The following is a 25479-nucleotide window of genomic DNA, read 5'->3' on the forward strand; positions in this document are numbered from 1 at the left end:
ATAAAATAATGCTTGGTTTCTGTGTTACTGCCTTCCGATTGAATCGTGGCAGAATAGCTGGCTTGATACGGCATCTTTTTGGATGCTATTGCTGTCAGAGTTTCTCTCAGAAGAAGGATCCTTGGCGGGATTTCTGTTAGATAAATTAGCGTTTTGCGTAGATTTTGGAATCCGTGGTTTTCCCATTCGTGAAGTGGAAGGAGAATCGTTTGTCTGCAATATTTTCTCCATTAGATTATTTTGGTCCATGGAAACCCTTGGTGAGCGACTGGATTATATTAGCGATCCTTTAAAGATCCTTTGTCCATACGACCTGGTGCTAGAACGCATGCGCCTGATCATGGCTAGTTCGAATTTTGTTTGTACATAAATCAATGGTAATAAATTTATGTGTATTGATAGATTGATTAATCGCTAAATCAGACTGGCCGCAATAAATAAATTGTTGTGAGTAAGCAATCGCATTCCATTTTGCTGATGGGGGTATATTTGAAATCGAAAATACGCTAATACCACTATTCCAAATAGGGGATATTGCTATAAAAATCATCAATTTCCCTTGTGAGAGTGATTGAGTCATGCTAAAATTTCGGCTCTAATTATTAGAGTATAGAAGTTACCAATAATTAAAAATATAAGTTGTAAATATATAGGAAGTTCGGCCAAGTAAAAGTAATTATCGTCAATCATGATATGGTTATTTTTATATAAGATAAGATTTCAATATATGGACTGTTTCACAAGCTGATTGAGTGATAATAATTGTTCAGATTTGTATGGGTATAGTTCGTATTCGGAATCGGTAAAATTAGTAATCACTGTGGGGGAAATATGAGCAGTAAATCAGCAGTAGCCCTAGCGGGGGTTTCCGCTCTCGCTTTTTACTCGAGTATGGCGGTCGGGTCTAAATATAATTTACCTGAGCCGCAAAGTGTTATCGCTCAAGATATATATGATCAACATATGCTGTTGTTGTGGGTTTGTTTGATTATTTTTGTTGGTGTATTCGGTGTGATGTTTTATTCCATACTTAAGCACCGCAAATCTTTAGGTTATAAAGCTGCAAACTTCCATCACAGCACAACGGTTGAGGTGATCTGGACAGTGATTCCTTGTGTCATTCTTCTTGCAATGGCTTGGCCGGCAACCAAAACAGTTCTTGCTATGAAGGATACTTCAAGTCCAGATATTACGATCAAGGCGACGGGCTATCAATGGATGTGGGGTTATGATTACTTGCAGGGCGAAGGCGAGGGAATCAGCTTCTATAGCAAGTTAACCACACCTAAAGCGCAGATAGAAAACAAGGAACCTAAAGGCGAAAATTACTTATTAGAAGTGGACAATCATGTAGTGGTGCCTGTAGGTAAGAAAATACGGGTAATTATTACAGCGAATGATGTGCTTCATGCATGGTGGGTACCTGCGTTTGGAATTAAGCAGGATGCGATCCCTGGTTTTATTCGAGATGGCTGGTTTACAGCTGATAATCCCGGTATTTACCGTGGGCAGTGTGCTGAATTGTGTGGTAAGGATCATGGATTCATGCCGATCGTGGTAGAGGTTATGGAGGCCGAAGACTATGCTCAATGGGTAGGTGAACAATTGAAAAAATCAGCTGCAGTGGATGATGAATCAATTGCGACTGAAGCCAATAAAGTTTAAGCCTTGTCAGGCGTTAGATTTTTCTCTGCGCATAGCGTGCAGCATGGAATAAGCGCCTTGCTTTCAAGCGTTAACGAATTCGGAAATAAGTAATAAGGAGATTAATATGGCAGCAGTACATGGTGACGTACATGGTCACGGACATGATGACCATCATCCTGGTGGCATAATGCGCTGGGTAACAACAACCAACCATAAAGACATCGGCACGATGTATCTGTGGTTTAGTTTTACTATGTTTTTGATTGGTGGGTTTTTAGCAATGGGTATTCGGGCTGAATTGTTTCAGCCTGGAATACAGATACTGGAGCCGGAGTTATTTAATCAGTTTACAACATTGCATGGATTGATAATGGTATTTGGTGCCATTATGCCGGCCTTTGTTGGTTTTGCGAACTGGCAAGTGCCTCTGATGATTGGTGCACCGGATATGGCCTTTGCCCGGATGAACAACTGGAGCTTCTGGCTATTACCAGTAGCCGCTTCTTTGTTGCTGACTTCATTCCTGGTGCCTGGCGGTGCTGCGGCAGGTGGTTGGACATTTTATCCGCCTCTGTCTGCTCAAGGTGGTCTTGGTGTTGATATGATGATTTTTGCAATTCATATTTTGGGGGCTTCCTCAATTATGGGTTCCATTAATATTATTACGACCATATTGAATATGCGTGCACCGGGCATGACATTAATGAAAATGCCGATGTTCGTTTGGACATGGTTAATTACTGCGTACCTGCTGGTTCTGGTTATGCCGGTTTTGGCTGGAGCGGTAACAATGTTGTTGACCGATCGTCATTTCGGTACCAGCTTTTTTAATGCTGCCGGTGGTGGAGATCCTGTTTTATTTCAGCATGTCTTCTGGTTTTTTGGTCATCCAGAGGTCTATATTATGATTTTGCCTGCATTTGGTATTGTCTCCGAGATTATTCCAACATTTTCTCGCAAGCCATTGTTTGGCTATTCTTCAATGGTATACGCGACGGCATCAATTGCAATATTGTCTTGCTTTGTTTGGGCGCATCACATGTTTACGGCAGGTATGCCAGCAGTAGGGCAGTTATTCTTTATGTACGCGACAATGTTGATCGCTGTACCTACAGGTGTGAAAGTGTTTAACTGGACGGCTACCATGTGGCGCGGTTCTATGACATTTGAAACTCCGATGCTGTTTTCCATAGGATTTGTATTTTTATTCGTGATTGGTGGATTCAGTGGCGTGATTTGCGCGATCGTTCCTATAGATATTCAGGTTCAGGATACTTATTATGTAATTGCACATTTTCATTATGTATTGGTGTCTGGTGCATTGTTTGCATTGTTTGCCGGTGCTTATTACTGGATACCTAAATGGACTGGACATATGTATGATGAAACATTGGGTAAATGGCACTTCTGGTTATCCATGTTCTTCTTTAACTTAACCTTCTTTGTGCAGCATTTTCTAGGTTTGGCGGGCATGCCTCGCAGAATTCCTGATTATGCGATACAGTTTGCTGATTTTAATATGATTTCGAGTATTGGTGCGTTTGGGTTTGGCTTAACTCAGCTTCTTTTCCTCTACATTATGATTAAATGCATTCGTAGTAAAGAAAAAGCCCCGGAAATGCCATGGGACGGCGCAACAACGCTGGAGTGGACTGCATTGCCTACCCCTGCTCCATATCATAGTTTTGAGACTCCCCCTGTCGTTAAATAGACGGAAAGAGAGAAACGTATGTCACATGATGATACAGATTTGAAGCGAAAAAAGGTTAGAACAGCAATCTATCTGTTCATAACGGTTGTTGTAACTTATTTGGTGGTTATTTTAAAGCAATGGTAAATAGTAAATCGAAGGCGAATGTCACGATGTTGAAAAAGTTGTTGATTTTCACATTGGTTATGTTTGGGTTTGGTTTTGCGCTCGTACCATTTTACGAGAAGTTTTGTGAAGTGACCGGAATTAATAATTTACTTCAGGCGGACATACCGGGGAAGGAAACCCAGGTGGATACCAGTCGCTGGTTAACGGTTGAATTTGATGCCAATGTGAGAGGTCTTCCTTGGCAGTTCAAACCATTACAATCCAGTATGCGTATTCATCCGGGTGAGCCGGTAGATGTGATGTATGAAATCAAAAACACCTCAAATCGAGAGATTAATGGGCAAGCGATACCCAGCTATAGCCCGCAATTGCTAGAGAGACATCTGAGGAAATTTGAGTGTTTTTGCTTCACAAAGCAAACGCTCAAACCAAATGAAACCAGACAAATGCCTGTGCAATTTATTATTGAGCCAGGTTTGCCGGCTGATATGCATACAGTAACGATTTCGTATACCTTTTTTGAGCTACCTGGTAGCAGTAATGCTATGAATAATAATTAAGGAGACGGTTTTGAATAAATATACTGAGAAACAGCAATCAACTGGAACGGTGTTTCAAATAGCTAAAGCAGTCATGTGGGGGTTTATGGGAATACGCAGAAAGAGTGATCTTGAATTTGATGCCGAAACACTCAGGCCTGTACAGGTGATCATCGGTGGTCTGATAGGGGGAGCTCTTTTTGTAACGGGTGTATTGCTTCTGGTTAAGTTGGTTGTAAGTTAAAAATTGAATAAATCATATGTAGGAGGATGAGAATGAGTCAGGAATCTGGTCACTATTACGTACCGTCTCCGTCGGGATGGCCTATCGTTGGATCTACAGCAATATTTTTTATGGGATTCGGCGCAGCACTAACTATGAATAAGATGGAGCTTGGCTATGGGTTGTTAGCCTTCGGCTTTGCCATTCTTATTTATATGCTCTTTGGTTGGTTTGGTGTGGTAGCACGCGAAAGCGAAAGCGGGAAATATAGTGGCGGTGTCGATAAATCATTTCGCTGGGGCATGAGTTGGTTTATTTTTTCTGAGGTCATGTTTTTTGCTTCATTTTTTGGCGCGCTGTTTTATATGCGTGTGCTATCAGTGCCTTGGCTTGCAGAAGAAAGTCAAATGCTTGGTCCAATCTGGTCTGCCTATGAAGGTGGGTGGCCTACATCGGGACCTGGCAAAACTGATCCATTTACTCCAATGGGTGCATGGGGTCTGCCAGCCATCAACACTTTATTGTTGCTTACTTCGGGCGTGACTTGTACGTTGGCGCATTGGGCGTTAAAAGAAAATAGACGCGGTGCGTTGAAGATGTGGTTGTTGGCAACCATATTCTTGGGCGTGTTATTTCTATGCTTGCAAGGATATGAATATGTGCATGCATACAATGATCTTAATCTTAAAATGACGTCAGGCGCATACGGATCTTCATTTTTTATGCTGACGGGTTTTCATGGATTCCATGTAACACTAGGCACGATCATGCTGATAGTAATATTTTTCCGTTCAGCTGCGGGACATTTTACACCTGAAAATCATTTTGGATTTGAGGGCGTTGCATGGTACTGGCACTTTGTTGACGTTGTCTGGCTCGGATTATTTATATTTGTATATTTATTATAAATAACCTGTAGCACTGATTCTGAAAACGTGAATTCCGGCTTTTATATATCATTTTTAATTTATGACAGCTGTTTTATAAAAGCTTGGAATTCTCTGATGGCATGTAGTAAACAAGGCAATAATAAGATCTGAGTGTTCTCCATCAATTAATAAACTGATTGTTTCGCACTGACACGATATTATCGTGAATAGACAGAAAGATAATATGTAAATACTATGTGTAAAAAACAATGACTATACTGGGATACAGCATTAAGCCAAAGTTATGGTCGGTTATTGTTACCATGATATTTTTTGTCTTGTTTATTCAGCTTGGGAATTGGCAGTTATCTCGTGCTGACGAGAAAAAAATGCGGCAAGAGCAATTGGATCAGTTGTCTAAGGAACCGATAGTTACACTTCCTGACTCACTCGTCAAACTAAAGGATTTTCAATACCGTATGGTAGAGGTGCGTGGCGAATACGTTCCAAAGCATACAATTTTGCTAGACAATAAAACGTTTAAAGGGATAGCTGGTTATCATGTGCTTACTCCAATTAGACTAGTTGATAGCTCCACACATGTATTGATTAATAGAGGTTGGATAGCTACAGGCCCAGATCGAACCCGGCTGCCTGAATTGCCTGTGATGGAGGGAGAAGTCACTGTTACAGGGATTGTTGTTTCCCCAATACAAAGAATGTTGCAGCTATCTGAGCCGGTTGGAAGGAATGTAGTATGGGGAAATTTTGATTTAAAGCGGTACGAAGAAATTACTGGACTTGTTTTGCAACCAGTTTTGGTGTTGCAGAAAAATGAGTCAGAAGATGGTTTAGTTCGTCAATGGGAAAGACCAGGTTCAGGATCTGATAGAAATTTAGGTTATGCGATCCAATGGTTTTCTTTGGCGGGGACAATAATCGTTATTTTTTTGGTGTTGAATGTCAAACGAAGTCGTTCAGAAAACAAACAGACGTAAGTTATTAATATTGATATTGTTAATGTGTGCGCCTGTCGTGGTTTCATACCTATTGTATTTTTTTGAATTTCGGCCAGGAAGTATTAATTATGGAGAGCTGATAGCGGTTAATAAATTATCAGGCTCAGGTGTTAATCAGAAAGATAATACGATATTTAGAATGCGTGATCTGCGTGGTAAATGGATAATGATGACAGTGGATTCAGGAAATTGTGATGAGGCTTGTCAAACGAAACTTTACCACATGCGTCAGGTTCGCCTGGTTCAGAATAAGGAGAAGCATCGTGTTGAACGACTTTGGCTCATCGATGACGATATTTCTCCTGAGACGGAATTAGCTGAAAAATATGAAGGCACATTTTTTGTTAACACAAAAGATAGTGATCTGCTTGATGCCATTCCACCGAGAGAGTTACAAAGAAAATATATTTATCTGATTGACCCATTGGGAAATTTAATGATGCGTTATCCTGAAGGTGCCGATCCGACAAAAATGGGCAAGGATATTAAGCGACTGCTACATGTATCGCAACTAGAACATTGAAGCTTTTTAGCAAAGTTTTTATACAGCTGGAAATGAGTAGTCAGGGTTTGTACAGTGTAATTTTATAAGATTGTACAAAATGGATATTAGGAAATTTTAGTATCCTGATTAAGGCATAAAAGAGAATAGTTAGTCACGTTCTATTACATGATGAATTGAGCATTCGATTCGTAATAAAATTGGAGATGAGTGAAATGGCAACGAGTATAGCATGGCAGACGACGGCATCGCGGATACAGCAATTCTATCGGTTGACGAAACCACGGGTTGTGTCACTGATTGTGTTTACGGCATTTATCGGTATGTTTCTTGCTGTTCCGGGTGCAGTTCCGTTAGATGCGTTAATATTCGGTACATTAGGGATTGCTTTAGTGGCAGGTGCAGCAGCTGCCTTGAATTGCTTAGTGGAATATAAATTTGATGCTGTTATGGCGCGTACACGTGGTAGACCGTTACCACAGGGACAAGTCAGCACACTAGAAACGTTGTTTTTCTTAGGTTTGGTTGGCGGTTCAGGCTTGTTTATACTTCACCAATGGGTGAATCCACTAACCATGTGGCTGACACTGGCAACGTTTGTTGGCTATGCGATCATTTATACCATTATTCTAAAACCCTTAACACCTCAGAATATTGTCATTGGTGGCGCATCAGGTGCCATGCCTCCCGTATTGGGCTGGACAGCGGTTACAGGTGAGATCACAGCCGATGCTTTACTTCTGTTTTTGATAATCTTCGCATGGACCCCACCTCATTTCTGGGCGCTCGCACTTTATCGAAAGAAAGAGTATGCAGAGATTGGTATGCCGATGCTTCCGGTTACACACGGTGATCAATTTACGCGTTTACACGTTTTACTGTACACCGTAATATTATGTATTGTGACTGTACTACCATACATCACGCAAATGAGTGGCCTGATTTATTTAGCCAGCGCTGTAATTTTAGATGCTGTCTTTATGTACTATGCTATAGAAATTTATCGTAATTATAGCGATCAGTTGGCACGGAAGGCCTTCCGCTTTTCGATTTTATATTTAGCGTTACTATTTGTTGCATTATTAATTGATCATTATTTTTATTTCTAAGTAATGCGGTGGAATGCGATCAAGCGATTATGACCCTGTAAACAAGTTGCCGCATTCCACCATTCTTTCTACGGGCGAGAGCTTGCGGGGGTATTGAGCGATGGTATCCAAGTAGCAAACGCTACTCGGAATGTGGGCATACGGTAAATAAGATGTCTTTGAATGTGTACGAATGGACTTTTCCGGAATGCGAATCAATCCATGATCGAGATATCAACGCAGCACGTAATGTTTTGGCCGCTGGACTAGCAGTGTCAGCCCTTGGAGAAAATCCGTAAGTCTTATTTGTATTTAGGTGCGCCGGGTTGGATTCGTTGAATTGGGGATTCTCTTCGTAAACGAGGGGGAGCGGTCAAGGAAATAATTTTCCGGGATTCAGGATGTTATTGGGATCAAATAATCGCTTAATCTGTTTCATTAGATTCAATGTAACAGGGTCAATTTCTTTATTGATATAAGCCCGCTTTTCACTACCAATTCCGTGTTCGCCGGATAATGTGCCTTTCAGTTTTATCGTAAGATCAAAAATTTCGTTTAAACATTCTTCGGCTCTGCTTACTTCCCCCGGATCGTCTGGATTAATTAATAAATTGACGTGAATATTGCCATTGCCGGCATGACCAAAGTTAACATTAGCGAGTTGATATCGATCACTTAGTTGAGTGAGCCCATCCAATAATTCCGGAAGCGAGTTAATGGGGACAACGATATCTTCATTTATTTTTTTTGGTGCAATGTCGCGAAGCAGCGGTGATAAAGCCTTGCGTGTTTTCCACAGATGAGCTGTGTCACGCGTGTTCTCTACCTGTAACAGCCCATCCGTATGGCACGCGTCCATTACTGTAGTAATGAGATTCGGAATATCATAGGATGAGCCATCAACCTCGATCATAAGCATGGCACGGGAATGTGCGGGTAACATGTTAGGAAAGCGCCCTCGTATCAGTGCTAACGAACCGGCATCCATAAATTCAAGTGCGCTGGGAATTTGAGATAGTGACATGATTTTAACGATTGCGGCAGCACAGCTTGCGATATCACGATAATGGGCCGTAATACCGGCAATAGCATCAGGCAGCGAGGTTAATTTGAGAGTAGCTTCTGTAATGACCGCAAGTGTTCCCTCTGACCCAATGAGCAAGCGAGTCAGATCATAACCGACGACACCTTTAGTCGTATAACAACCCGTTTTGATAATATCGCCTGCTCCTGTGACGGCTTTTAACCCCAATACATGATCACGCGTTGTGCCATATTTGACAGCGTGAGGACCACCTGCTGAAGTGGCGATATTGCCACCGAGACTACAATACATCGCACTGGAGGGATCTGGCGGCCAAAAAAAACCATGTGGCTTGGCTGCATCCTGAATAGATTGATTTGTTACGCCCGGTTCAGCGACAATGACACGGTTGGCCGGATCAACCGTGATAATATTCAACATCCGCTCAAGCGATAATGCGATACCGCCCAGCTCAGGTAAACTTCCCCCAGCTGTGCCTGTCCCTCGACCTCGTGGAATAAGTGGGATGTTGTGTTGATTACAGAGCAATATTGCTGTTTGTATTTCGGCGGAGGTCAATGGGAAAATAACAGCGTCAGGTGGATAGATTTTCCGACTGTTGTCATAGGCATATGTATAGCAGTCAACCGGATCAATATACAGCCGATCGGTAGGAAATACTGCTTGAAGAGATGAGAGAAGTTTGGATGGCAGCATCTTGGTTGGAAGGTTAATAAATAATAAGAATAATGAAAGCAACCGGTGATTGATATTAAATCGTGTTCAGTATTAATTTAAATATTCAAATACTTTAACGACTTTAAGTACACCTGTTGTGGAGCTGGCGATTTCTGCGGCACTTTCGGCTTCCTGTCGTTTAACTCTTCCGAGTAAATAAACGGTCTGATTTTCAGTGACTACTTTTATATGGTTAATCTGAAACTTCTGAGCGCTTAGGAATCGGGCCTTAATCTTGGATGTGATCAAAGCATCATTACTGCGCGAAGCTAATGAGCTTTTACTGGAAATGCTAATCTCATTAACAATATTGCGTACATTTTCGATGCTCATTACTAATTTCTCTGCCTGCTGTTTCATTGTTTCATTGGGCACTTCTCCCGTTAACAATACTATACGATTAAAACTAGTGACATTAATATGGACGCTATCTCCTAGTTGTTGATTAATGCGTCGGGCACTCTTTAATTCAATAGATTCGTCTTCTATAAATATGCCACCGCTACGCCGATCCTCGGATATAACAGCACCAGTACTAGCGCCGACGCCAACGCCGATTGCGACGAGCGGTACACAGCCAATAAGAGCGGGACTGAATAAGACAGTAAGAAATAAATAATTTATATTCAGATTTTTCATTTATGATGCTCTCAAGAATGGATCAATTTTACGTTTGATAATACAGTAAAATGGCAGGATATCGCACACTGGCTAGTTTAGATGCTTGCAATAGGTGAAACCAAAAATAAGGCTTATGTGGTAGGCTGATAATAAACCCGCTAGGTTATTTGTGAATTAAAGATGCTGATAATTAGAAAAATTCTGATAGTAGACGATTCGCCAACAGAACGACATATACTATCTAATATCCTGACCAGAAATGGTTATCAGATAGGCGTTGCTGGAAGTGGGGAAGAGGGTGTGGCAAAAACCAGGGAAATGATGCCAGATCTCATTTTAATGGACGTAGTTATGCCCGGGCTAAACGGATTTCAAGCAACTCGAATAATTGCAAGAGATAAAACGACTCAACATATTCCAATTATTATCTGTACCACTAAAGGCCAAGAAACTGATAAGATCTGGGGATTGCGACAGGGGGCCAAGGACTATATCATTAAACCTATTGTTGTTGAGGAATTATTACAGAAAATAATAAAACTAAACTAAGGCATGGTTGAACCAATAAGCATGAGGGCATATCAGCTAGCTCTTTCTGAGCAATTAAAGAATGCAACGGTGGCTGCACCTGCTACCACTATGTTGGGGGTGGCCTTGGGAAAAGATCGTTGGCTGATACATATGAATGAGGTAAATGAAGTATTACAAATGCCGAGACTCATGCCAGTATCGTTGACGCAGCCTTGGTTTTTGGGTATGGCTAATGTACGTGGGAATTTATACGGTATTACTGATTTGCGCGTGTATTACGGCGGTGTTCCTGCTCCGTTAAGTTTGAAGATGCGTATATTGCTAGTTTCACCTCGTTTTGGCATTAATAGTGGATTATTGGTCAGTAGCATGTTAGGCATTAGAAGTTTATCTGATTTTGAATTGATAAAAGATATAAGTGGCGAGGATCGCATAGGTATGGCTGGTCATTATAGGGATAAGACAGGACGGATCTGGCGTGAATTGAGCCTGCAAGAATTGATGGAAGATAGAAAATTTCTACAGATTGCCTTATAAATAATGAAAAGTTTTTTATCCGAATCTGTCAGGAAGAAATAATCTAAGAAATGTTGTTTTTTGTAGAAACAGACCATTAATTGTTTAATAAAAGTATGTTGACTCTCCCTTCCACCGGAAAAGATAAGGCCAAAATTTTGGCTGAAGCGCTGCCTTATATCCAGCGTTTTCATGGTAAGACCATTGTGATTAAATATGGTGGTAATGCCATGGTTGAAAAAAACCTTAAGCAAGGGTTTGCCCGAGATGTGGTGCTGCTAAAACTGGTTGGAATGAATCCTGTGATTATCCACGGTGGTGGCCCACAGATTGATGACATGCTGAAACGAGTAGGAAAGCAGGGCGAATTCATTCAAGGTATGCGTGTTACTGACGCAGAAACAATGGATGTGGTCGAGATGGTGCTGGGAGGCTTGGTCAATAAAGAGATTGTTAATCTCATCAATAGCCACGGCGGCCTGGCGGTCGGTTTGACGGGCAAAGATGGTGCTTTTATTCGTGCAAAGAAATTGCTGATGGAAGATAGCCAGAAAGCGGGCGAATGGCTTAATATTGGCCAGGTGGGTGAGATTGAGCGTATTGATCCCTCATTAATTGCATTACTTGATACACAAAACTTTATTCCGGTGATTGCGCCTATTGGAGTCGGTGAAAACGGTGAGTCGTACAATATTAATGCGGACCTGGTTGCAGGAAAATTAGCTGAAATTTTACACGCAGAGAAATTAATTCTACTGACAAATACGCCGGGTGTTTTGGATAAGAACGGAAATTTATTGACTGGATTGACGGCAGAAAGGGTGGATGAGTTATTTGCGGACGGGACGATCTCTGGCGGAATGTTACCCAAGATTGGATCTGCGTTGGATGCCGTGAAAAAAGGAGTGAAGTCCTGTCATATTATTGATGGGCGGGTTGAGCATGCTTTGCTGTTGGAAATATTAACAGACCAGGGTGTCGGTACCCTGATCCGAGAAAAATAAATAGGATAGCCAATTTTTATTCTGAAATAAGACAAAGAACCGATTCAGTATATTTATATTTTTTTTTCTAATGCGCTCAATATACCGCGCAGGATACTTACTTCTTCTTTTTCTAATCGGGCGCGCGCGTACAAGCGACGTATGCGCTGCATTAATCGCCTGGGTTTTTCTGGGTCAAGGAAATCGCTTGTAATCATCGCCTGTTCCAGGTGATGGTAGAATAATTCAATCTCGTTGAAGCTGGCCGGTGTACCGGGTGCCTGCGGGGGAGGCTCGATTCCGAGTAGTGCCATACGTAATTCATATGCCATGACCTGTACTGCGCTCGCAAGATTGAGAGAGGAGTAATCAGGGTTAGTCGGGATATGTACAATGATTTGACATTTATTGACCTCTGCTGTGGTAAGACCAGAAGTTTCCGCGCCGAAAACCAGAGCAACCGGGTGTTTCTGAGCGTAATTTAATAGTTCCTGTGCACCTTGGCGTGAATTGAACATGGCATGGGAAAGTCCGCGCGGACGCGCTGTCATCGCGGCTGCCAGTACTGTATTATCCAAGGCTTGATCTAAATGAGTACAGATTGTGATCCTGTTCAGTATATCGCGTGCATTAACTGCTCGGATTTCCGCTTCTTTATCAGGAAATTGCTTAGGATTTATGAGATAAAGTGAAGTCAGGCCCATTGTTTTCATGGCGCGTGCGGTTGCCCCAATGTTGCCGGGATGGCTCGTGTGGCTGAGTACGATGCGGACATTCTCAAGCGGAGAGGAAGGATTCATATTAAAATTATAACTTTATCTAATCTAATCTAGAATCTAAAAAAATGCACCCAATGCTTAACACAGCGGTAAAAGCCGCGCGCCGTGCTGGCAATATTATCAATCAGGCATCAAAGAATCTTGATTTGCTGCATGTCTCAAAAAAGTCACACAGTGATTTTGTCAGTGAGGTAGATGGCGCAGCAGAGGATGCTATTATCAAGATCCTGCTGGATGCGTATCCGAATCACTCCATTTTAGCAGAAGAGAGCGGCGCACGAGGCGACTTAAGTCAATCTGAATATCAGTGGATTATCGATCCGCTTGATGGCACCACTAATTTTCTGCACGGTTTTCCTCAGTATGCCGTATCCATTGCATTGACACACAAAGGTATTCTGAATCAGGCCGTCATCTATAATCCGACGAATAATGAATTGTTTGTCGCCAGTCGTGGGCATGGTGCATATCTGAATAATCACCGGTTGCGGGTAAGTAAACGTACTCGACTCGCTGATTGTTTGCTAGGCACTGGTTTTCCATTTAGAGAATTTTCTCATCTGGATGCCTATCTTGCCATGTTCAAGGATTTGATCCCCAGAACGGTCGGAATTCGTCGCCCAGGTTCTGCTGCATTGGATTTGGCTTATGTCGCTGCTGGCCGCTATGATGGTTTCTGGGAAATCGGATTGTCGCCTTGGGATATTGCGGCAGGTTGCTTATTAATTACTGAAGCAGGTGGACTGGTCGGGGATCTGCAGGGTAATGATACACAGATTCAAAGTGGTCAGATTGTGGCAGGTAACCCTAAGGTTTTTGCGCAGTTACTACAGGTTATTGCGCCCCACTTGACTGATGAGTTAATCGAGGCACAGAAACCAGCCGCCACGTAATACTTGATAGCCGGTTTCCGCTACTTATTTGCCCGGGGGTGTTAGCTCTATGGCAGGTAAAGGGCGTTTGTTCTCATTTGAGTCCACGTGTGATTCAGGCTCTTCCAAAGGAGGCAGGTCTTCTAGTGAAGATAAGCTGAGATCATTAAGGAAACACGGTGTGGTCGCGTATAGTGCAGGTTTTCCCGGAATGTTGCGGTGTCCGATGATATCAACCCAGCCACGTGTCATGAGTGTTTTGAGTATGGGTCCGGAAACACTGACTCCCCGTATTTTCTCAATGTCTCCGCGTGTAACTGGTTGACGATAAACGATAATAGCCAGTGTTTCTAATACTGCGCGCGAATAACGCGGAGGAGAAGAAGATCCGAGTCGATCAAGATATTGCTGCATTTCTGTTTTGGTTTGGAAGCGCCACCCGCCCGCTACATTGACTAATTCAATCCCACTTTCTGTCCACTTTTCACGCAATTCTTCCAGTAACTGATGAATGATTTTTGCATCCAATGTATTATTAAATAGTTTTTTCAGCTCGGCTAACGGCAATGGTTCGTGAATCGTCAGTAATGCGGCTTCCAGGATTCGTTTTATTTCTACCGAGGTGAGCGAGTCAGTCTGATTTGGTGATATCAATTGATTTAACATAAATGATTCCAAAAACTTCGGATTGTGTTATTTCTACCAATGCTTCCTTAGCAAGCTCGAGTAAAGCGAGAAAGGTGACGACGGCTTCTGCTGTATTGACAGCTGGGCTGAATAATTCATGAAATGCTACTACCTGCGTATGTTCATGCAAGTGACGTAAGATCCGGCTCATATAGGTACGAACTGACAGTGCTTCACGATTAATCTGATGATGACGATTGATTTTTGCACGCGCCATCAATGTGATCCAGGCATTCTGTAAATCATTTATATCGATATGAGGGAGTTGTACAATGGATTCTGATTTAATCCATACTTGAACGGCTGAGAAATCACGTTCGATTTGAGGCAATTCATTCAGTCGTAATGCTGCCAGTTTTATTTTTTCGTATTCGAGTAAACGCCTGATCAGATCGACTCGAGGATCCCTTTCATCTTCTGTTTTAGTAACAGGATTAGGCAATAGCATGCGTGATTTGATTTCAATTAAGAGCGCTGTCATGAGAAGATATTCTGCAGCCAGTTCCAATTGATTAATTCGCATGATCTCAACATAGGCCATATATTGCCGGGTGAGCTCGGCCATGGGTATATCTAAAATTTCTAAATTATGTTTGCGAATGAGATAGAGTAGTAAATCCAGCGGACCCTGGAAAGTATCGAGAAATACTTTGAGCGCATCGGGCGGAATATACAAATCTTGCGGGATTTCCATTAATGGTTCACCACAGATCTTTGCAACAGGAAGCTTTTCAGCCGAATCAACTGACAGATTCATGGGTTCACACTGGGGAATAAAAATTTTCCGGATTTCTGGTTTTGCTTGAGGGGTCGATATCAGGAATAATTTAATCCCATCGCCTCTCTGACATCGCGCATGGTTTCTTCTGCAAGCCTGTTTGCTTTTTCACAACCAACAGCAATAATATTTCTTACCAGAGTAGGATCTTCTTCATACATTTTAGCGCGTTCATGCATCGGTTTTTGTTCTGCTAGAATGGCATCAATAACTGGCTGCTTGCATTCCAGGCAGCCGATCCCGGCACTTTTACATCCCTGCTGGACCCACTCTTTGACCTGGTCGTCAGAATAAATTAAATGAAACTGCCATACTGGGCATTTGGCTGGATCGCCTGGGTCACTCCGTCGAACTCGAGCCGGATCGGTTGGCATTGTTCGTATCTTTTTATTAACACTGACCGGATCCTCGCGTAAGCTAATGGTGTTATCATAGGACTTAGACATTTTTTGACCATCCAGTCCAGGCATTCTGGAAGCGGGTGTGAGCATGGTTTCAGGTTCGGCAAGGATCATTTTTCCGCCGCCTTCGAGATAACCAAATAACCGTTCCAGATCACCCATATTCAGGTTTTGTTGTTCATCAAGTAATGACTTTGCTGCGGCTAATGCGCTTTCATCGCCTTGTTCCTGATAACGATTACGTAATTCATTATACAATCTGGATTTTTTGGAGCCGAGTTTTTTTATCGCGAGCACCGCTTTGTCTTCGAATCCTGCTTTCTTGCCATATAGATGATTAAAACGACGTGCAATATTACGTGTAAACTCAAGATGTGGGATCTGATCTTCACCTACTGGTACGCGATTAGCGCGATAGGCGAGTATATCAGCGCTTTGCAGCAGCGGATAGCCAAGGAACCCATACGTTGTCAAATCTTTTTCGGTGAGTTTTTCTTGTTGATCTTTGTAGGTGGGTACTCGCTCCAGCCAGCCAAGCGGTGTCATCATGGATAGCAGTGTGTATAGTTCCGCATGTGCGGGTATCTTTGATTGAATAAACAAGATCGCTTGAGAAGGATCTACACCAGCAGCAAGCCAGTCTATTACCATGTTCCAGACACTTTGCTCAATGGCTTCTGGCGTATCGTAGTGTGTGGTCAGTGCATGCCAATCTGCGACAAAAAACAGGCATTCATATTGTTTTTGTAATGCTACCCAATTTTTTAATACACCGTGGTAGTGCCCTAAGTGGAGATTGCCAGTAGGACGCATACCCGATAAAACGCGATCAGCAAACATATTACCTGTCCTAAATAAAGACGTTGTTAGATATATAACCCGAAAATAGAAACCATGATCAGTTTGATTGTCGTGATAATAGGCCAGATAATGGCACCGAGTACTCCGCTGAATAGCAGTAACAGTAAGATCATAAAACCATAAGGTTCGATTCGGGAAAATTGATAAGCTATACGTTGGGGCAATAAGCTGACAGCCATGCGGCCACCATCTAGCGGGGGTAACGGCAATAGATTGAGCACCATCAGTATGACATTAATTTCGATACCGGCTTTACCCATTAATATCATGGGAGTTGCAAAACTACTGTCAGACATTATCAGACCGAGTTTGATAATAAAAGCCCAGAAGAAGGTCATCACCAGATTTGCACCCGGCCCAGCGGCTGCGACCCAAAGCATATCGCGTTTGGGTTGACGCAAGTTACCAAAGTTAACCGGTACGGGTTTGGCCCAGCCAAATAGAAAGCCCGCTCCAACGGTGAGCTTGCTAAGAATAAATAAGGTTAGGGGGACAACAATGGTTCCAATCGGATCAACATGCTTGATGGGATTCAGGCTAATACGCCCTGCATTATAGGCTGTAAAATCGCCAAAGTATTTAGCAACATAACCGTGTGCGGCTTCATGCAGAGTAATGGCAAAAATGACGGGTAATGCATAAATTGCAATACCTTGAATGATACTATCCATGATCGATTCCAAATGGGGCAAGACTGCCTTTACCTGAACGTATGAGTTCAGGTACGTCGCCAGTCAAGTCGATAACGCTGGTCATTTCTATGCCGCAAGAACCGGCATCCATAATGAGTTCAACCTGATGTTCCATACGGTCCCGAATTTCCTGCGAGTCATTAAGCGGGAAAGTATCATCTGGTAATATGAGCGTGGAGCTGAGTAAGGGTTCGTTTAGCTCAGCCAGTAATGCTTGTACTACAGGATGATCAGGGACGCGTATTCCGATGGTATAACGCTTGGGATGCTGTAGGCGGCGCGGCACCTCACGGCTGGCCTGAAGTATGAAGGTATAGCTGCCCGGTGTGTTGGCTTTAAGTAGGCGATACTGACGATTATCCACTTTGGCATAGTGTGAAATTTCAGCTAGATCTCTGCATACCAGCGTGAAATGGTGTTTCTCGTCTACTTGTCGAATTGCGCGTATGCGCGTCATGGCGTTTTTATTTCCAACTTGACAACCCAGCGCATAGCAGGAATCCGTTGGATAAATAATAACGCCCTCATCGCGCAGAATAGTGACTGCCTGTCGTATTAAACGCGAATGTGGATTATGTGAATGAATAGAAAAGAATTGAGCCACGGGAACACCGTTACCTAATTTTAAATTGATATTGAATTACAGCATGAGTCGGTTTAAGAGAAACCCAGTTCAATTAATGGCCTGCCAGTTATGCCATATTGGAGTACAACCGGCGGGTAATTCGGGTAATTGGCCAAGATCATAATAACTTTCATCGGGTCCATGAAAATCCGAGCCGCATGATGCCAGAAAGCCCATACGCTGTGCATGCTGCGCAAATAGTAATACTTGCTCCGGAGAGTGGCTGGCCGTAATCACCTCAATTGCGGCTCCACCCAGATTACGAAACTCATGCAATAATTCGTTGAGTAAGTTTTTCCCCAGTTTATAGCGCGCTGGATGGGCAATAACAGCCGTGCCGCCACTATCAGCTATCCAGCTAACGGCCTCACTTAACAAAGTCCATTGATGTGAGATATAGCCAGGTTTGCCTTCTACCAGATATTTTTTAAATACAGATTTTACGTCTTTAGCATGGCCTTGCTCGACTAAAAAACGGGCAAAATGAGTGCGACCAATGAGCCGTCTTTCACCTGCATACTTGTAAGCCCCTTCCAGACTGCCATGAATGCCAACTTTATCAAGCTGCCTTGCAATGCCTAGGGCACGGTCTGTTCGGCCGTCACGAATAGATGCCAATCCCTGTTTTAGAGGTGAGTATTCGGGATCAATATCCAAGCCTACAATGTGCAGGGTTCGACCGCGCCAGCTGACAGAAATCTCTACTCCGTTAATAAATAGAATGTTTTTTGTGACGGCGACACGACGTGCTTCATCTAGCCCTGCGATATCATCGTGATCAGTAAGCGCAAGTATACTCACGCCTCGCATAGCTGCGCGTTCCACTAGCTGAGTTGGCGTCAATTGGCCATCGGAAATGGTAGAGTGACAATGTAGATCAATGTTGAGCATGCAGTAAATGATTCATGTGATGCATATAAGAAACACATCATAACAAATAAGTAGTGTGAATAAAAATCATTGGACTGAATAATGAAAGCGATATACTTAAATCGGCGACTATCAGGTTTGAAGTGGTTCAATAAATCGGCCGATATGCTATATTGATTCTCAGTGTGTAGGCAAAACGTTATCCGTAAGGAATGGGGATGAATAAACAGTCAACTATCTGGCAGCATTTTGCTGCTGCACCGCATCGCAGTTTATTTTTGGTTGGGGCGTTACAGGGAGTGGCGACACTGCTTTGGTGGGTGTTTGATCTGGCGGGACGATATGGCGTTATCGCTATTGCACCATCGTGGAGTGTGGCACCCATATGGGCACATGCTTTTCTGATGATATATGGCTTTTTCCCTTTCTTTATTTTTGGCTTTTTGTTTACGACTTATCCGAACTGGATGAATGGTGAAAAAATCAGGCCTCGTTATTTTCTTACGACCTGCCTGTTAATGACCATAGGTGTTGTATTGTTTTATTTGGGCCTGATAGCCGGTAGATCGTTTGTAGTAGCAGGCGTAGCAGTCATGCTGGCAGGTTGGAGTGTGGCTACTTACGCTTTACTGCACGTATTGATTCATGCACAGGCTCAGGATAAACGCCATGCAGTGGTGACGAGTCTTGCGTTTTTATTGGGTTGGCTAGGTGTCGCTGCCTATTTAAACTGGTTGCTAACGGAGAACTGGTTGATGCTGGATTTCTCCCGAAATGCGGGTATCTGGTTTTTCTTGTTACCCATTGTACTGACGGTATCACACCGAATGATTCCGTTTTTTTCGAGTCGGGTATTAGAAAATTATGTGTTGGTCAGGCCATACTGGATACTTTGGTTCATGCTTTTCTGTACGGTGATGCATGGATTATTACAGCTGTGGGGGTTATTCTCATATCTGTGGTTGGTTGATCTTCCGTTGGCTGTTTGCGCGTTATACCTGTCATTTGTTTGGGGCTTTTTGCGCAGTTTTCGTGTCAGTTTACTGGCGGTGTTACATATTTCATTTGCCTGGCTAGGTTTGTCGATGCTTTTGTTTAGTACGCAGAGTTGGGTACTCATGATCACGGGAGGGGAATCGATGTTGTTTGGGTTCGCTCCGTTACATGCGCTGGTTATCGGATATTTTGCGAGCATGGTATTGGGTATGGCTTCACGTGTTACGTTGGGTCATTCGGGGCGACCATTGGTATTGGATAATTTTACCTGGTTATTATTTATCGGCTTTCAAACGACGGCTTTCTTTAGGATATTAGCCGATATGGTACCTGCTGCGACGCAGATGACAGGGATGCTGTATTTGCTGGCAGGATTAATCTGGCTGGCCTGTTTTATAATCTGGGCTATGCGTTATGTGCCAATTTACTGGCAACCGAGAATTGATGGGAAACCGGGCTAAATAAAAGGTAAAATAAAGGGTATGTTTATAAGGGGTATTTTTAGCGTATACCTGCTTGCAAACGCAGCACTTCCTGTTGAGCACCCAGTAAGCTGACTTGGGTATTGATAATGACCTGTACCGGAATTTTATTCATCATTATGGAAAACCGGCCTTTATCTCGGAATGCACGTATAAATCTGCCGTTGCGTAAGGAGCCAATGATGCTGGGCGCAATGCCACCCGCAATATAGACGCCATTACGACAAAGCCCGGCTAAGGCCAGATTGCCTGCGTAAGCACCATAGATTTCATTGAACAAATCCAGTGTTTGAATGGCGATTGGATGTTTTTGCTTAAGCGCCAGTGCAGTAATTATTGGCGCGTCACCTTCATTAAGGGTGATCTTTGGTAATCGGGGTTCCTCTTGGAGGCCCATTTGCAGAAAATTAAAAATATATGTCAGGCCCGATCCTGAAAGGATGCGCTCGATGGATACATGGCCAAATTTTTTCTGTAGATATTCGAATAATCCAAATTGCAATCGATTAACGGGTGCAAAATCGATATGTCCTGCTTCAGTAGACAGTGACACATAATGTCCGCTCTGCCAGGTCAGCCATGCTACACCCATGCCTGTGCCTGCACCGAGTACGACACGCATCGCTTGTGCTTCTGCTTTTCCTGTCTGCAATGTTACCAGATCGCTACTGGATAATATTTCTACGGCCAGCGCGGCTGCTTCAAAATCATTAATGAGTTTTACTTTAGTGATAGAACAGGCTGCGGCAATATCTTTAGCATGGATGTGCCAGGGTAGGTTGGTTAGTTTTGCTTGTTGCGCTATCACTGGTCCTGCTATTGCAAAGCAGGCCGCAGTTGAATGGCCGGTTATTCCGTTTGCCTCGATCGTGCCCAAAAAATCTTTGAGCATAATGAGAAAAGAATGATAGGCGGCGCTGTCGTACCGCCGTTCCAGGTGTTGTTGTATTTTTCCATTGTGTAAGATGGCGGCTCCTAATAGCGTTTTGGTGCCGCCAATGTCACCGTAAATAAGCCGGCTACTCATTGTGTATCGATTATCGTGCAGTGACAGGGCATGGCTGGAGCAGGCCAGGATTCATCGACAGTAATCTGATGGGGATGATGCACAATACCAGATTCATCGCTATAGTTATAATCCAGAATAGATTTTTGAGGGCGGACGATAACTTCATTTTAATATTTTAAGGGCAGGACATGCCCAACTCGCCTGTCAAGCGAACGATGGAGCAATGTCGTCAACAACAGGAACTCACCGAAATCATCTACTCCATTCCGAGGTAGAGGCAGCAGGAATCTCCTTTCTTTAGGCGGGGGAGGATGTCAAAGCGCCATAGCAGTTTGAGTGCCTCTACTAGCCATAAGATTCCATGCAAATCGCGAGAGTAAATGATACGCTATTCCTCTTGCGATATCTTTATATTAATTAGTGTGTTGTGATTGTTGTGTCAATTTCTGTCATAACCAGGTATATACTTTTAATAGAGAGATGAATCTACTGTAGTGAAATGTGCAATGATGACTGTAAAAATTAAAACCAGTGTATCTGGAGAAGAGCGTTGTTTTTCATCATTTGATTAAGAAAAAATGATGATGAAATCCCCATCGCTGTATAGCAAATAAAATAAAGGAAGTTTGATGTCAAATTGGTTTAAAGATAATGCGCTGTCTATCGGACATACCCCCTTGGTTCGGCTTAATCGTATTACTGATGGTGCACCGGGAGTTGTGTTGGGAAAAATCGAAGGCCGTAATCCTGCGTATTCAGTTAAATGCCGCATTGGTGTTGCGATGATTGACGATGCAGAACGCAGGGGGTTGCTGGGACCCGGAAAAGAATTGCTAGAGGCAACGAGTGGTAATACTGGAATAGCCCTGGCTTTTGTTGCGGCTGCGCGAGGGTTTCCATTGACTTTAACCATGCCGGAAACAATGAGTCTGGAGCGACGGAAGATTTTGATGGCTTTTGGTGCCAAGTTGGTGTTGACAGAAGGTGCGCGTGGTATGAGTGGTGCATTGGCAAAAGCCGATGAAATTGTTGCTTCAAATCCGGACCGGTATGTATTGCTCCAGCAGTTTAAGAATCCAGCCAATCCAGCGATTCATGAGCAGACAACTGGTCAGGAGATTTGGAACGATACGGATGGTGCTATTGATATTTTGGTTTCAGGTGTGGGCACCGGTGGCACTATCACGGGCGTTTCTCGTTATATCAAGAAAACCAAAGGTAAGGCGATTTTGTCGGTTGCTGTTGAACCAACTGGAAGTCCTGTTTTGACACAACAGCGTGCTGGGCAACCATTAACACCCGGTCCGCATAAGATTCAGGGAATTGGCGCCGGTTTTGTGCCGGATACTTTAGATCTTTCGCTGGTAGATGAAATTGAACAGGTAAGTAACGAAGATGCGATCTGCTATGCACGTCGCCTGGCACGTGAAGAAGGCATTCTTTCTGGTATTTCATGTGGTGCTGCTGTGGCGGTAGCGGTGCGTTATGCGCAACGGGCAGAATATGCAGGCAAAAATATCGTGGTTATTCTGCCAGACTCAGGAGAGCGTTACCTGAGCAGTATTCTGTTTGACGGTATGTTTGATGCACATAACCTGGTCGCATAAGTGTGGCGAATACTAAAAAAATAGGTGATCTTTTACTAAGGAGCACGCATTTAGAAGTGGACAATATTGTCGTTAAGTTGCGCGCTTTACGTGTTGCCTCACTGGAAAGCCGACAGCGACATAACAGACCCCCCAAGCTACCCTCGCGGCGGATACTAATGGGTGTTGCTGAGGGTTTAAGTGCGGCTTTATTTCCGAATCGCCTGGGTTCATCTGATCTTGCTGATGAAGGTGTGGATCATTATGTCGGACATACTTTAAACATAACACTGCGGGAACTCATGGTGCAGATTCAACATGAGTTGCATTATAACTCAGGTTCAGCTGTGCTGAGTAATGAGGATCGTGAGCGATCTGTTGCGATTACGCAGGCATTTGCCAGACGTTTACCTGACATATATACCCTACTGGAAAGTGATATTGTCGCAGCTTATGAAGGTGATCCCGCTGCGCGTAATGTTGATGAAGTATTGGTTTGCTATCCAGGAATCATGGCGATTACCCATTACCGGCTTGCGCATGAATTACATTGCCTGGGCGTACCATTAATTGCGCGCATGGTTTCCGAAATTGCACATTCGATTACCGGTATAGAAATTCACCCGGGCGCACAAATTGCAGGCAGTTTTTTTATCGACCATGGTACAGGTGTGGTCATTGGTGAAACCGCCATTATTGGCCAGAATGTTAGAGTGTATCAAGCGGTAACCTTAGGGGCTAAGCGCTTTCCGGTAGATGAAAGTGGTGCCTTGGTAAAAGGTAATTTACGCCATCCTATAGTCGAAGATGATGTCGTGATTTATGCTGGTGCGACCATATTGGGACGCATTACCATTGGACGTGGTTCAACAATTGGCGGTAATGTCTGGCTGACACGCAGTGTGCCGCCTGGCAGTAATATTACCCAGGCACAAATGCGCCATGAGATGTTTGAGGGCGGGGCTGGTATTTAGCTTAAAGTGGGATTGGGCGGCGGGACAAATATTGACAGGTTTTATTTTTTGCCACAGGAGAATAAAACGGAAGACTGGAATAACTAATTTTAGGGGTCACATATGATAATGACTAAAGCAGTATTAACACTGGATGACGCAAAGCGTATTGCGAGTGGTGCGGAAACGGAGGCGAACCAAAATGATTGGCCTGTTGTCATCGCTATCGTTGATGACGGGGGACATTTGCTTTATTTGCAACGTTTTGATAATGCTCAGTTTGGTAGTATTGAAGTTGCAATCGAGAAAGCACGTGCCGCAATTGCCTTTCGTCGTCCTACTAAAATATGGGAAGAAAATATTGCGGCAGGGAGTCTGCGTTATCTGGGTTTGCCAGGATCACTGCCAATTGAAGGTGGTTTGCCCATCGTAATAGACGGAAAATTTGTCGGTGCAATTGGTGTGAGTGGAGTCAGGTCACATCAGGATGCACAGATTGCGCAAGCGGGTATAGAAACATGGATATCTGGTAGCTGATTTTCTGGTAATGCTGATCGTTGTTTTACGCCTACAAGACACCTTAATAGATAGAATACTCATAGTATAACCGTCATTACGATGATTGTATTATTCCGGATAACAGTTGTTAAAAATTAGACGGCTAATACGGTAGGATCAACATTTTTTCTGCGCATGCATCATATTTGAGCCCTTATCTGATATCTGATGTTGGAATTCTCCGATAGGGGCCAGATAGGAAATCGAGCGCAAGTGATTCTGCACGATTAAAGAATATTCAGATAAATAGCTAAAGTTTTCGAAGCAGAATTTGAATCCCGCCAATATTATTTAGGTATTTAATAATGTCATAAAATCGAGTGTATTTTTATTTTCTGCATGTATTGCAGGTATGCCGGATATAGCTAAAGCAGGGGGCCTGTGTGGTAGACGATGATTATGATCATAAAGCTGGCTTTGCAGCAAATGGTATCAGCAAAATTGTCTAAGGCAAAGGGGCGATCGACTGATTAAAGGCCTATTATTTTTTTATTGTTTTTATTCTGTCAGGCAGGCTCCTTTCTGGGATTTTTAATGACTTAATTGTAGAGGAATATAGTAAGTATGAAACCAAAAATTATCATATCAGAAATAGATTTTGAGAGACTCGAAGGGTTATTGAGTTCTTTTTCTGAAAATTCATTTCCTGGAAAAGCCGAATTGGAAGCAGAGCTAGGGCGTGCAGAACTTGTTGATTCAAAAGATGTGCCGCCCACTGTTGTTACCATGAATTCTACTGTGAAATTTAAAGTTTCATCCTCGAATGAGGAATTTTGTTTTACCTTGGTCTATCCTAAAGATGTTGATGCGAGTGGTAAAACAATATCGGTTTTTGCGCCAGTTGGTAGCGCACTCCTGGGTTTATCACAGGGAGCTGAAATTGAGTGGCCTAAACCGGGCGGAGGTACGCTGAAGGTTAAGATTGAAGAAGTGATTTATCAACCGGAACGATCAGGCGAATATCACCGTTGAAGTATATTTATATCGGTTTGAATGTGTTTAACCGTGATCAGCCACCGCGCTGATATTTGTAGATATTGAGAATAAACGGATAATTTCAGGCAATCGTATCTGCTGAGATTATCCGGAATAGTAAATGACTTTTTTGTCGCTGGTGAAATCGACCTAATCGTTGTTTTTCTTCGAATAATCATATAACTCAGCTTATAGCCACGTATGACAAGGAATCAAGCATGAATGTGCTAACTATA

At 43.1% G+C, this 25479-nt stretch carries 28 protein-coding genes; 18 read left to right on the forward strand and 10 right to left on the reverse strand.

Going from position 1 to position 25479, the window contains the following annotated elements; translation table 11 throughout:
* Positions 1 to 831: 831 nt before the first annotated feature.
* The 9 genes from coxB to BUQ89_RS14115 all read left to right on the forward strand — a co-directional run bounded on the left by coxB (position 832) and on the right by BUQ89_RS14115 (position 8005).
* Entirely contained in the window at positions 832 to 1665 is an 834-nt protein-coding gene (gene coxB / locus BUQ89_RS03870; RefSeq protein WP_051537473.1) for a cytochrome c oxidase subunit II, read from the forward strand.
* Positions 1666 to 1771: 106 nt separating this feature from the next.
* A complete protein-coding gene (gene ctaD, locus BUQ89_RS03875; protein ID WP_028460639.1) occupies positions 1772 to 3358 on the forward strand; it encodes a cytochrome c oxidase subunit I in 1587 nt (528 codons plus the stop codon).
* Between the two features lie 119 nt (positions 3359 to 3477).
* A complete protein-coding gene (locus BUQ89_RS03880) occupies positions 3478 to 4026 on the forward strand; it encodes a cytochrome c oxidase assembly protein (protein ID WP_028460640.1) in 549 nt (182 codons plus the stop codon).
* A gap of 10 nt (positions 4027 to 4036) precedes the next feature.
* A complete protein-coding gene (locus BUQ89_RS03885; protein ID WP_028460641.1) occupies positions 4037 to 4249 on the forward strand; it encodes a DUF2970 domain-containing protein in 213 nt (70 codons plus the stop codon).
* 32 nt (positions 4250 to 4281) lie between these two features.
* Positions 4282 to 5136, forward strand: a complete 855-nt coding sequence (locus BUQ89_RS03890; protein ID WP_028460642.1) for a cytochrome c oxidase subunit 3 — start codon at positions 4282 to 4284, stop codon at positions 5134 to 5136.
* Positions 5137 to 5366: 230 nt separating this feature from the next.
* On the forward strand, positions 5367 to 6095 hold the full coding sequence (locus BUQ89_RS03895; protein ID WP_028460643.1) for an SURF1 family protein: 729 nt from the start codon (positions 5367 to 5369) through the stop codon (positions 6093 to 6095).
* Positions 6058 to 6639, forward strand: coding sequence for an SCO family protein (locus tag BUQ89_RS03900; protein ID WP_028460644.1), 582 nt, complete (start codon positions 6058 to 6060; stop codon positions 6637 to 6639). Before BUQ89_RS03895 ends, BUQ89_RS03900 begins: the two co-directional genes overlap by 38 nt.
* A 194-nt stretch (positions 6640 to 6833) precedes the next feature.
* Entirely contained in the window at positions 6834 to 7727 is an 894-nt protein-coding gene (gene cyoE, locus BUQ89_RS03905) for a heme o synthase (protein WP_028460645.1), read from the forward strand.
* Positions 7728 to 7819: 92 nt separating this feature from the next.
* Positions 7820 to 8005, forward strand: coding sequence for a zinc ribbon domain-containing protein (locus BUQ89_RS14115; protein WP_281250619.1), 186 nt, complete (start codon positions 7820 to 7822; stop codon positions 8003 to 8005).
* 74 nt (positions 8006 to 8079) lie between these two features.
* On the opposite strand, the gene BUQ89_RS03915 is transcribed toward BUQ89_RS14115, so the two are convergent.
* Together BUQ89_RS03915 and BUQ89_RS03920 are read right to left on the reverse strand one after the other, a co-directional pair.
* Positions 8080 to 9447 carry an FAD-binding oxidoreductase gene (locus BUQ89_RS03915; protein ID WP_028460646.1) on the reverse strand — a complete coding sequence of 456 codons (1368 nt, stop codon included), beginning with the start codon at positions 9445 to 9447 and terminating at the stop codon, positions 8080 to 8082.
* Between the two features lie 72 nt (positions 9448 to 9519).
* Positions 9520 to 10107, reverse strand: coding sequence for a BON domain-containing protein (locus BUQ89_RS03920; protein WP_028460647.1), 588 nt, complete (start codon positions 10105 to 10107; stop codon positions 9520 to 9522).
* Between the two features lie 165 nt (positions 10108 to 10272).
* Between BUQ89_RS03920 and BUQ89_RS03925 the strand changes: the two genes are divergently transcribed.
* The 3 genes from BUQ89_RS03925 to argB all read left to right on the forward strand — a co-directional run bounded on the left by BUQ89_RS03925 (position 10273) and on the right by argB (position 12140).
* On the forward strand, positions 10273 to 10638 hold the full coding sequence (locus BUQ89_RS03925; protein ID WP_028460648.1) for a response regulator: 366 nt from the start codon (positions 10273 to 10275) through the stop codon (positions 10636 to 10638).
* A 21-nt stretch (positions 10639 to 10659) separates the two neighbouring features.
* Complete coding sequence (locus BUQ89_RS03930; protein WP_245812889.1) at positions 10660 to 11157, forward strand: chemotaxis protein CheW; 498 nt, start codon at positions 10660 to 10662, stop codon at positions 11155 to 11157.
* Positions 11158 to 11252: 95 nt separating this feature from the next.
* Positions 11253 to 12140 carry an acetylglutamate kinase gene (argB, locus tag BUQ89_RS03935; protein ID WP_028460650.1) on the forward strand — a complete coding sequence of 296 codons (888 nt, stop codon included), beginning with the start codon at positions 11253 to 11255 and terminating at the stop codon, positions 12138 to 12140.
* A gap of 53 nt (positions 12141 to 12193) precedes the next feature.
* Here argB and BUQ89_RS03940 read toward each other — a convergent pair whose 3' ends face one another.
* On the reverse strand, positions 12194 to 12919 hold the full coding sequence (locus BUQ89_RS03940) for an RNA methyltransferase (protein WP_028460651.1): 726 nt from the start codon (positions 12917 to 12919) through the stop codon (positions 12194 to 12196).
* 44 nt (positions 12920 to 12963) lie between these two features.
* Between BUQ89_RS03940 and BUQ89_RS03945 the strand changes: the two genes are divergently transcribed.
* Positions 12964 to 13791, forward strand: coding sequence for an inositol monophosphatase family protein (locus tag BUQ89_RS03945; protein WP_028460652.1), 828 nt, complete (start codon positions 12964 to 12966; stop codon positions 13789 to 13791).
* Between the two features lie 24 nt (positions 13792 to 13815).
* Here BUQ89_RS03945 and scpB read toward each other — a convergent pair whose 3' ends face one another.
* The 6 genes from scpB to BUQ89_RS03975 all read right to left on the reverse strand — a co-directional run bounded on the left by scpB (position 13816) and on the right by BUQ89_RS03975 (position 18705).
* The gene (gene scpB, locus BUQ89_RS03950) at positions 13816 to 14436 is read right to left on the reverse strand and encodes an SMC-Scp complex subunit ScpB (RefSeq protein WP_028460653.1); all 621 of its coding nucleotides are present in this window, start codon (positions 14434 to 14436) and stop codon (positions 13816 to 13818) included.
* Positions 14402 to 15214 carry a segregation and condensation protein A gene (locus BUQ89_RS03955; RefSeq protein WP_028460654.1) on the reverse strand — a complete coding sequence of 271 codons (813 nt, stop codon included), beginning with the start codon at positions 15212 to 15214 and terminating at the stop codon, positions 14402 to 14404. Before BUQ89_RS03955 ends, scpB begins: the two co-directional genes overlap by 35 nt.
* 59 nt (positions 15215 to 15273) lie before the next feature.
* Positions 15274 to 16476, reverse strand: coding sequence for a tryptophan--tRNA ligase (locus BUQ89_RS03960; RefSeq protein ID WP_028460655.1), 1203 nt, complete (start codon positions 16474 to 16476; stop codon positions 15274 to 15276).
* Positions 16477 to 16502: 26 nt separating this feature from the next.
* Complete coding sequence (locus BUQ89_RS03965; protein ID WP_028460656.1) at positions 16503 to 17168, reverse strand: site-2 protease family protein; 666 nt, start codon at positions 17166 to 17168, stop codon at positions 16503 to 16505.
* Positions 17161 to 17793: an L-threonylcarbamoyladenylate synthase gene (locus BUQ89_RS03970; RefSeq protein WP_028460657.1), complete on the reverse strand. Its 633-nt coding sequence runs from the start codon at positions 17791 to 17793 to the stop codon at positions 17161 to 17163. The genes BUQ89_RS03965 and BUQ89_RS03970 overlap by 8 nt, the downstream gene beginning before the upstream one ends.
* A 69-nt stretch (positions 17794 to 17862) precedes the next feature.
* A complete protein-coding gene (locus tag BUQ89_RS03975; RefSeq protein WP_028460658.1) occupies positions 17863 to 18705 on the reverse strand; it encodes a 3',5'-nucleoside bisphosphate phosphatase in 843 nt (280 codons plus the stop codon).
* Positions 18706 to 18902: 197 nt separating this feature from the next.
* On the opposite strand from BUQ89_RS03975, the gene BUQ89_RS03980 reads away from it, so the two are divergent.
* Positions 18903 to 20141: an NnrS family protein gene (locus BUQ89_RS03980; RefSeq protein WP_028460659.1), complete on the forward strand. Its 1239-nt coding sequence runs from the start codon at positions 18903 to 18905 to the stop codon at positions 20139 to 20141.
* 40 nt (positions 20142 to 20181) lie between these two features.
* Here BUQ89_RS03980 and glk read toward each other — a convergent pair whose 3' ends face one another.
* Positions 20182 to 21189, reverse strand: coding sequence for a glucokinase (gene glk / locus BUQ89_RS03985; protein ID WP_028460660.1), 1008 nt, complete (start codon positions 21187 to 21189; stop codon positions 20182 to 20184).
* 611 nt (positions 21190 to 21800) lie between these two features.
* On the opposite strand from glk, the gene cysK reads away from it, so the two are divergent.
* From cysK to rnk, 4 genes are all read left to right on the forward strand, one after another.
* The gene (cysK, locus tag BUQ89_RS03990; protein ID WP_028460661.1) at positions 21801 to 22778 is read left to right on the forward strand and encodes a cysteine synthase A; all 978 of its coding nucleotides are present in this window, start codon (positions 21801 to 21803) and stop codon (positions 22776 to 22778) included.
* Positions 22779 to 22834: 56 nt separating this feature from the next.
* Complete coding sequence (epsC, locus tag BUQ89_RS03995; protein WP_245812891.1) at positions 22835 to 23731, forward strand: serine O-acetyltransferase EpsC; 897 nt, start codon at positions 22835 to 22837, stop codon at positions 23729 to 23731.
* A gap of 102 nt (positions 23732 to 23833) precedes the next feature.
* Complete coding sequence (locus tag BUQ89_RS04000) at positions 23834 to 24247, forward strand: GlcG/HbpS family heme-binding protein (RefSeq protein ID WP_028460663.1); 414 nt, start codon at positions 23834 to 23836, stop codon at positions 24245 to 24247.
* Positions 24248 to 24832: 585 nt separating this feature from the next.
* The gene (gene rnk, locus BUQ89_RS04005; RefSeq protein ID WP_036572411.1) at positions 24833 to 25240 is read left to right on the forward strand and encodes a nucleoside diphosphate kinase regulator; all 408 of its coding nucleotides are present in this window, start codon (positions 24833 to 24835) and stop codon (positions 25238 to 25240) included.
* Positions 25241 to 25479 lie beyond the last annotated feature (239 nt).

Origin of the sequence: Nitrosomonas cryotolerans ATCC 49181 (assembly GCF_900143275.1) — a bacterium.
Taxonomy (GTDB): Bacteria; Pseudomonadota; Gammaproteobacteria; order Burkholderiales; family Nitrosomonadaceae; genus Nitrosomonas; species Nitrosomonas cryotolerans.

Bases quoted from the DNA above. Each gene is read 5' to 3' on its own strand.
- BUQ89_RS03940 (WP_028460651.1), bottom strand. From the start codon at position 12,919: ATGAATCCTTCCTCTCCGCTTGAGAATGTCCGCATCGTACTCAGCCAC.
- cysK (WP_028460661.1), top strand. From the start codon at position 21,801: ATGTCAAATTGGTTTAAAGATAATGCGCTGTCTATCGGACATACCCCC.
- BUQ89_RS03965 (WP_028460656.1), bottom strand. From the start codon at position 17,168: ATGGATAGTATCATTCAAGGTATTGCAATTTATGCATTACCCGTCATT.
- BUQ89_RS03975 (WP_028460658.1), bottom strand. From the start codon at position 18,705: ATGCTCAACATTGATCTACATTGTCACTCTACCATTTCCGATGGCCAA.
- BUQ89_RS03920 (WP_028460647.1), bottom strand. From the start codon at position 10,107: ATGAAAAATCTGAATATAAATTATTTATTTCTTACTGTCTTATTCAGT.
- coxB (WP_051537473.1), top strand. From the start codon at position 832: ATGAGCAGTAAATCAGCAGTAGCCCTAGCGGGGGTTTCCGCTCTCGCT.
- glk (WP_028460660.1), bottom strand. From the start codon at position 21,189: ATGAGTAGCCGGCTTATTTACGGTGACATTGGCGGCACCAAAACGCTA.
- BUQ89_RS04000 (WP_028460663.1), top strand. From the start codon at position 23,834: ATGATAATGACTAAAGCAGTATTAACACTGGATGACGCAAAGCGTATT.
- BUQ89_RS03895 (WP_028460643.1), top strand. From the start codon at position 5,367: ATGACTATACTGGGATACAGCATTAAGCCAAAGTTATGGTCGGTTATT.
- BUQ89_RS03890 (WP_028460642.1), top strand. From the start codon at position 4,282: ATGAGTCAGGAATCTGGTCACTATTACGTACCGTCTCCGTCGGGATGG.
- argB (WP_028460650.1), top strand. From the start codon at position 11,253: ATGTTGACTCTCCCTTCCACCGGAAAAGATAAGGCCAAAATTTTGGCT.
- cyoE (WP_028460645.1), top strand. From the start codon at position 6,834: ATGGCAACGAGTATAGCATGGCAGACGACGGCATCGCGGATACAGCAA.
- scpB (WP_028460653.1), bottom strand. From the start codon at position 14,436: ATGTTAAATCAATTGATATCACCAAATCAGACTGACTCGCTCACCTCG.
- rnk (WP_036572411.1), top strand. From the start codon at position 24,833: ATGAAACCAAAAATTATCATATCAGAAATAGATTTTGAGAGACTCGAA.
- BUQ89_RS03980 (WP_028460659.1), top strand. From the start codon at position 18,903: ATGAATAAACAGTCAACTATCTGGCAGCATTTTGCTGCTGCACCGCAT.
- BUQ89_RS03880 (WP_028460640.1), top strand. From the start codon at position 3,478: ATGGTAAATAGTAAATCGAAGGCGAATGTCACGATGTTGAAAAAGTTG.
- BUQ89_RS03900 (WP_028460644.1), top strand. From the start codon at position 6,058: ATGTCAAACGAAGTCGTTCAGAAAACAAACAGACGTAAGTTATTAATA.
- BUQ89_RS03955 (WP_028460654.1), bottom strand. From the start codon at position 15,214: ATGAATCTGTCAGTTGATTCGGCTGAAAAGCTTCCTGTTGCAAAGATC.
- BUQ89_RS03915 (WP_028460646.1), bottom strand. From the start codon at position 9,447: ATGCTGCCATCCAAACTTCTCTCATCTCTTCAAGCAGTATTTCCTACC.
- BUQ89_RS03960 (WP_028460655.1), bottom strand. From the start codon at position 16,476: ATGTTTGCTGATCGCGTTTTATCGGGTATGCGTCCTACTGGCAATCTC.
- ctaD (WP_028460639.1), top strand. From the start codon at position 1,772: ATGGCAGCAGTACATGGTGACGTACATGGTCACGGACATGATGACCAT.
- BUQ89_RS03945 (WP_028460652.1), top strand. From the start codon at position 12,964: ATGCACCCAATGCTTAACACAGCGGTAAAAGCCGCGCGCCGTGCTGGC.
- BUQ89_RS03930 (WP_245812889.1), top strand. From the start codon at position 10,660: ATGAGGGCATATCAGCTAGCTCTTTCTGAGCAATTAAAGAATGCAACG.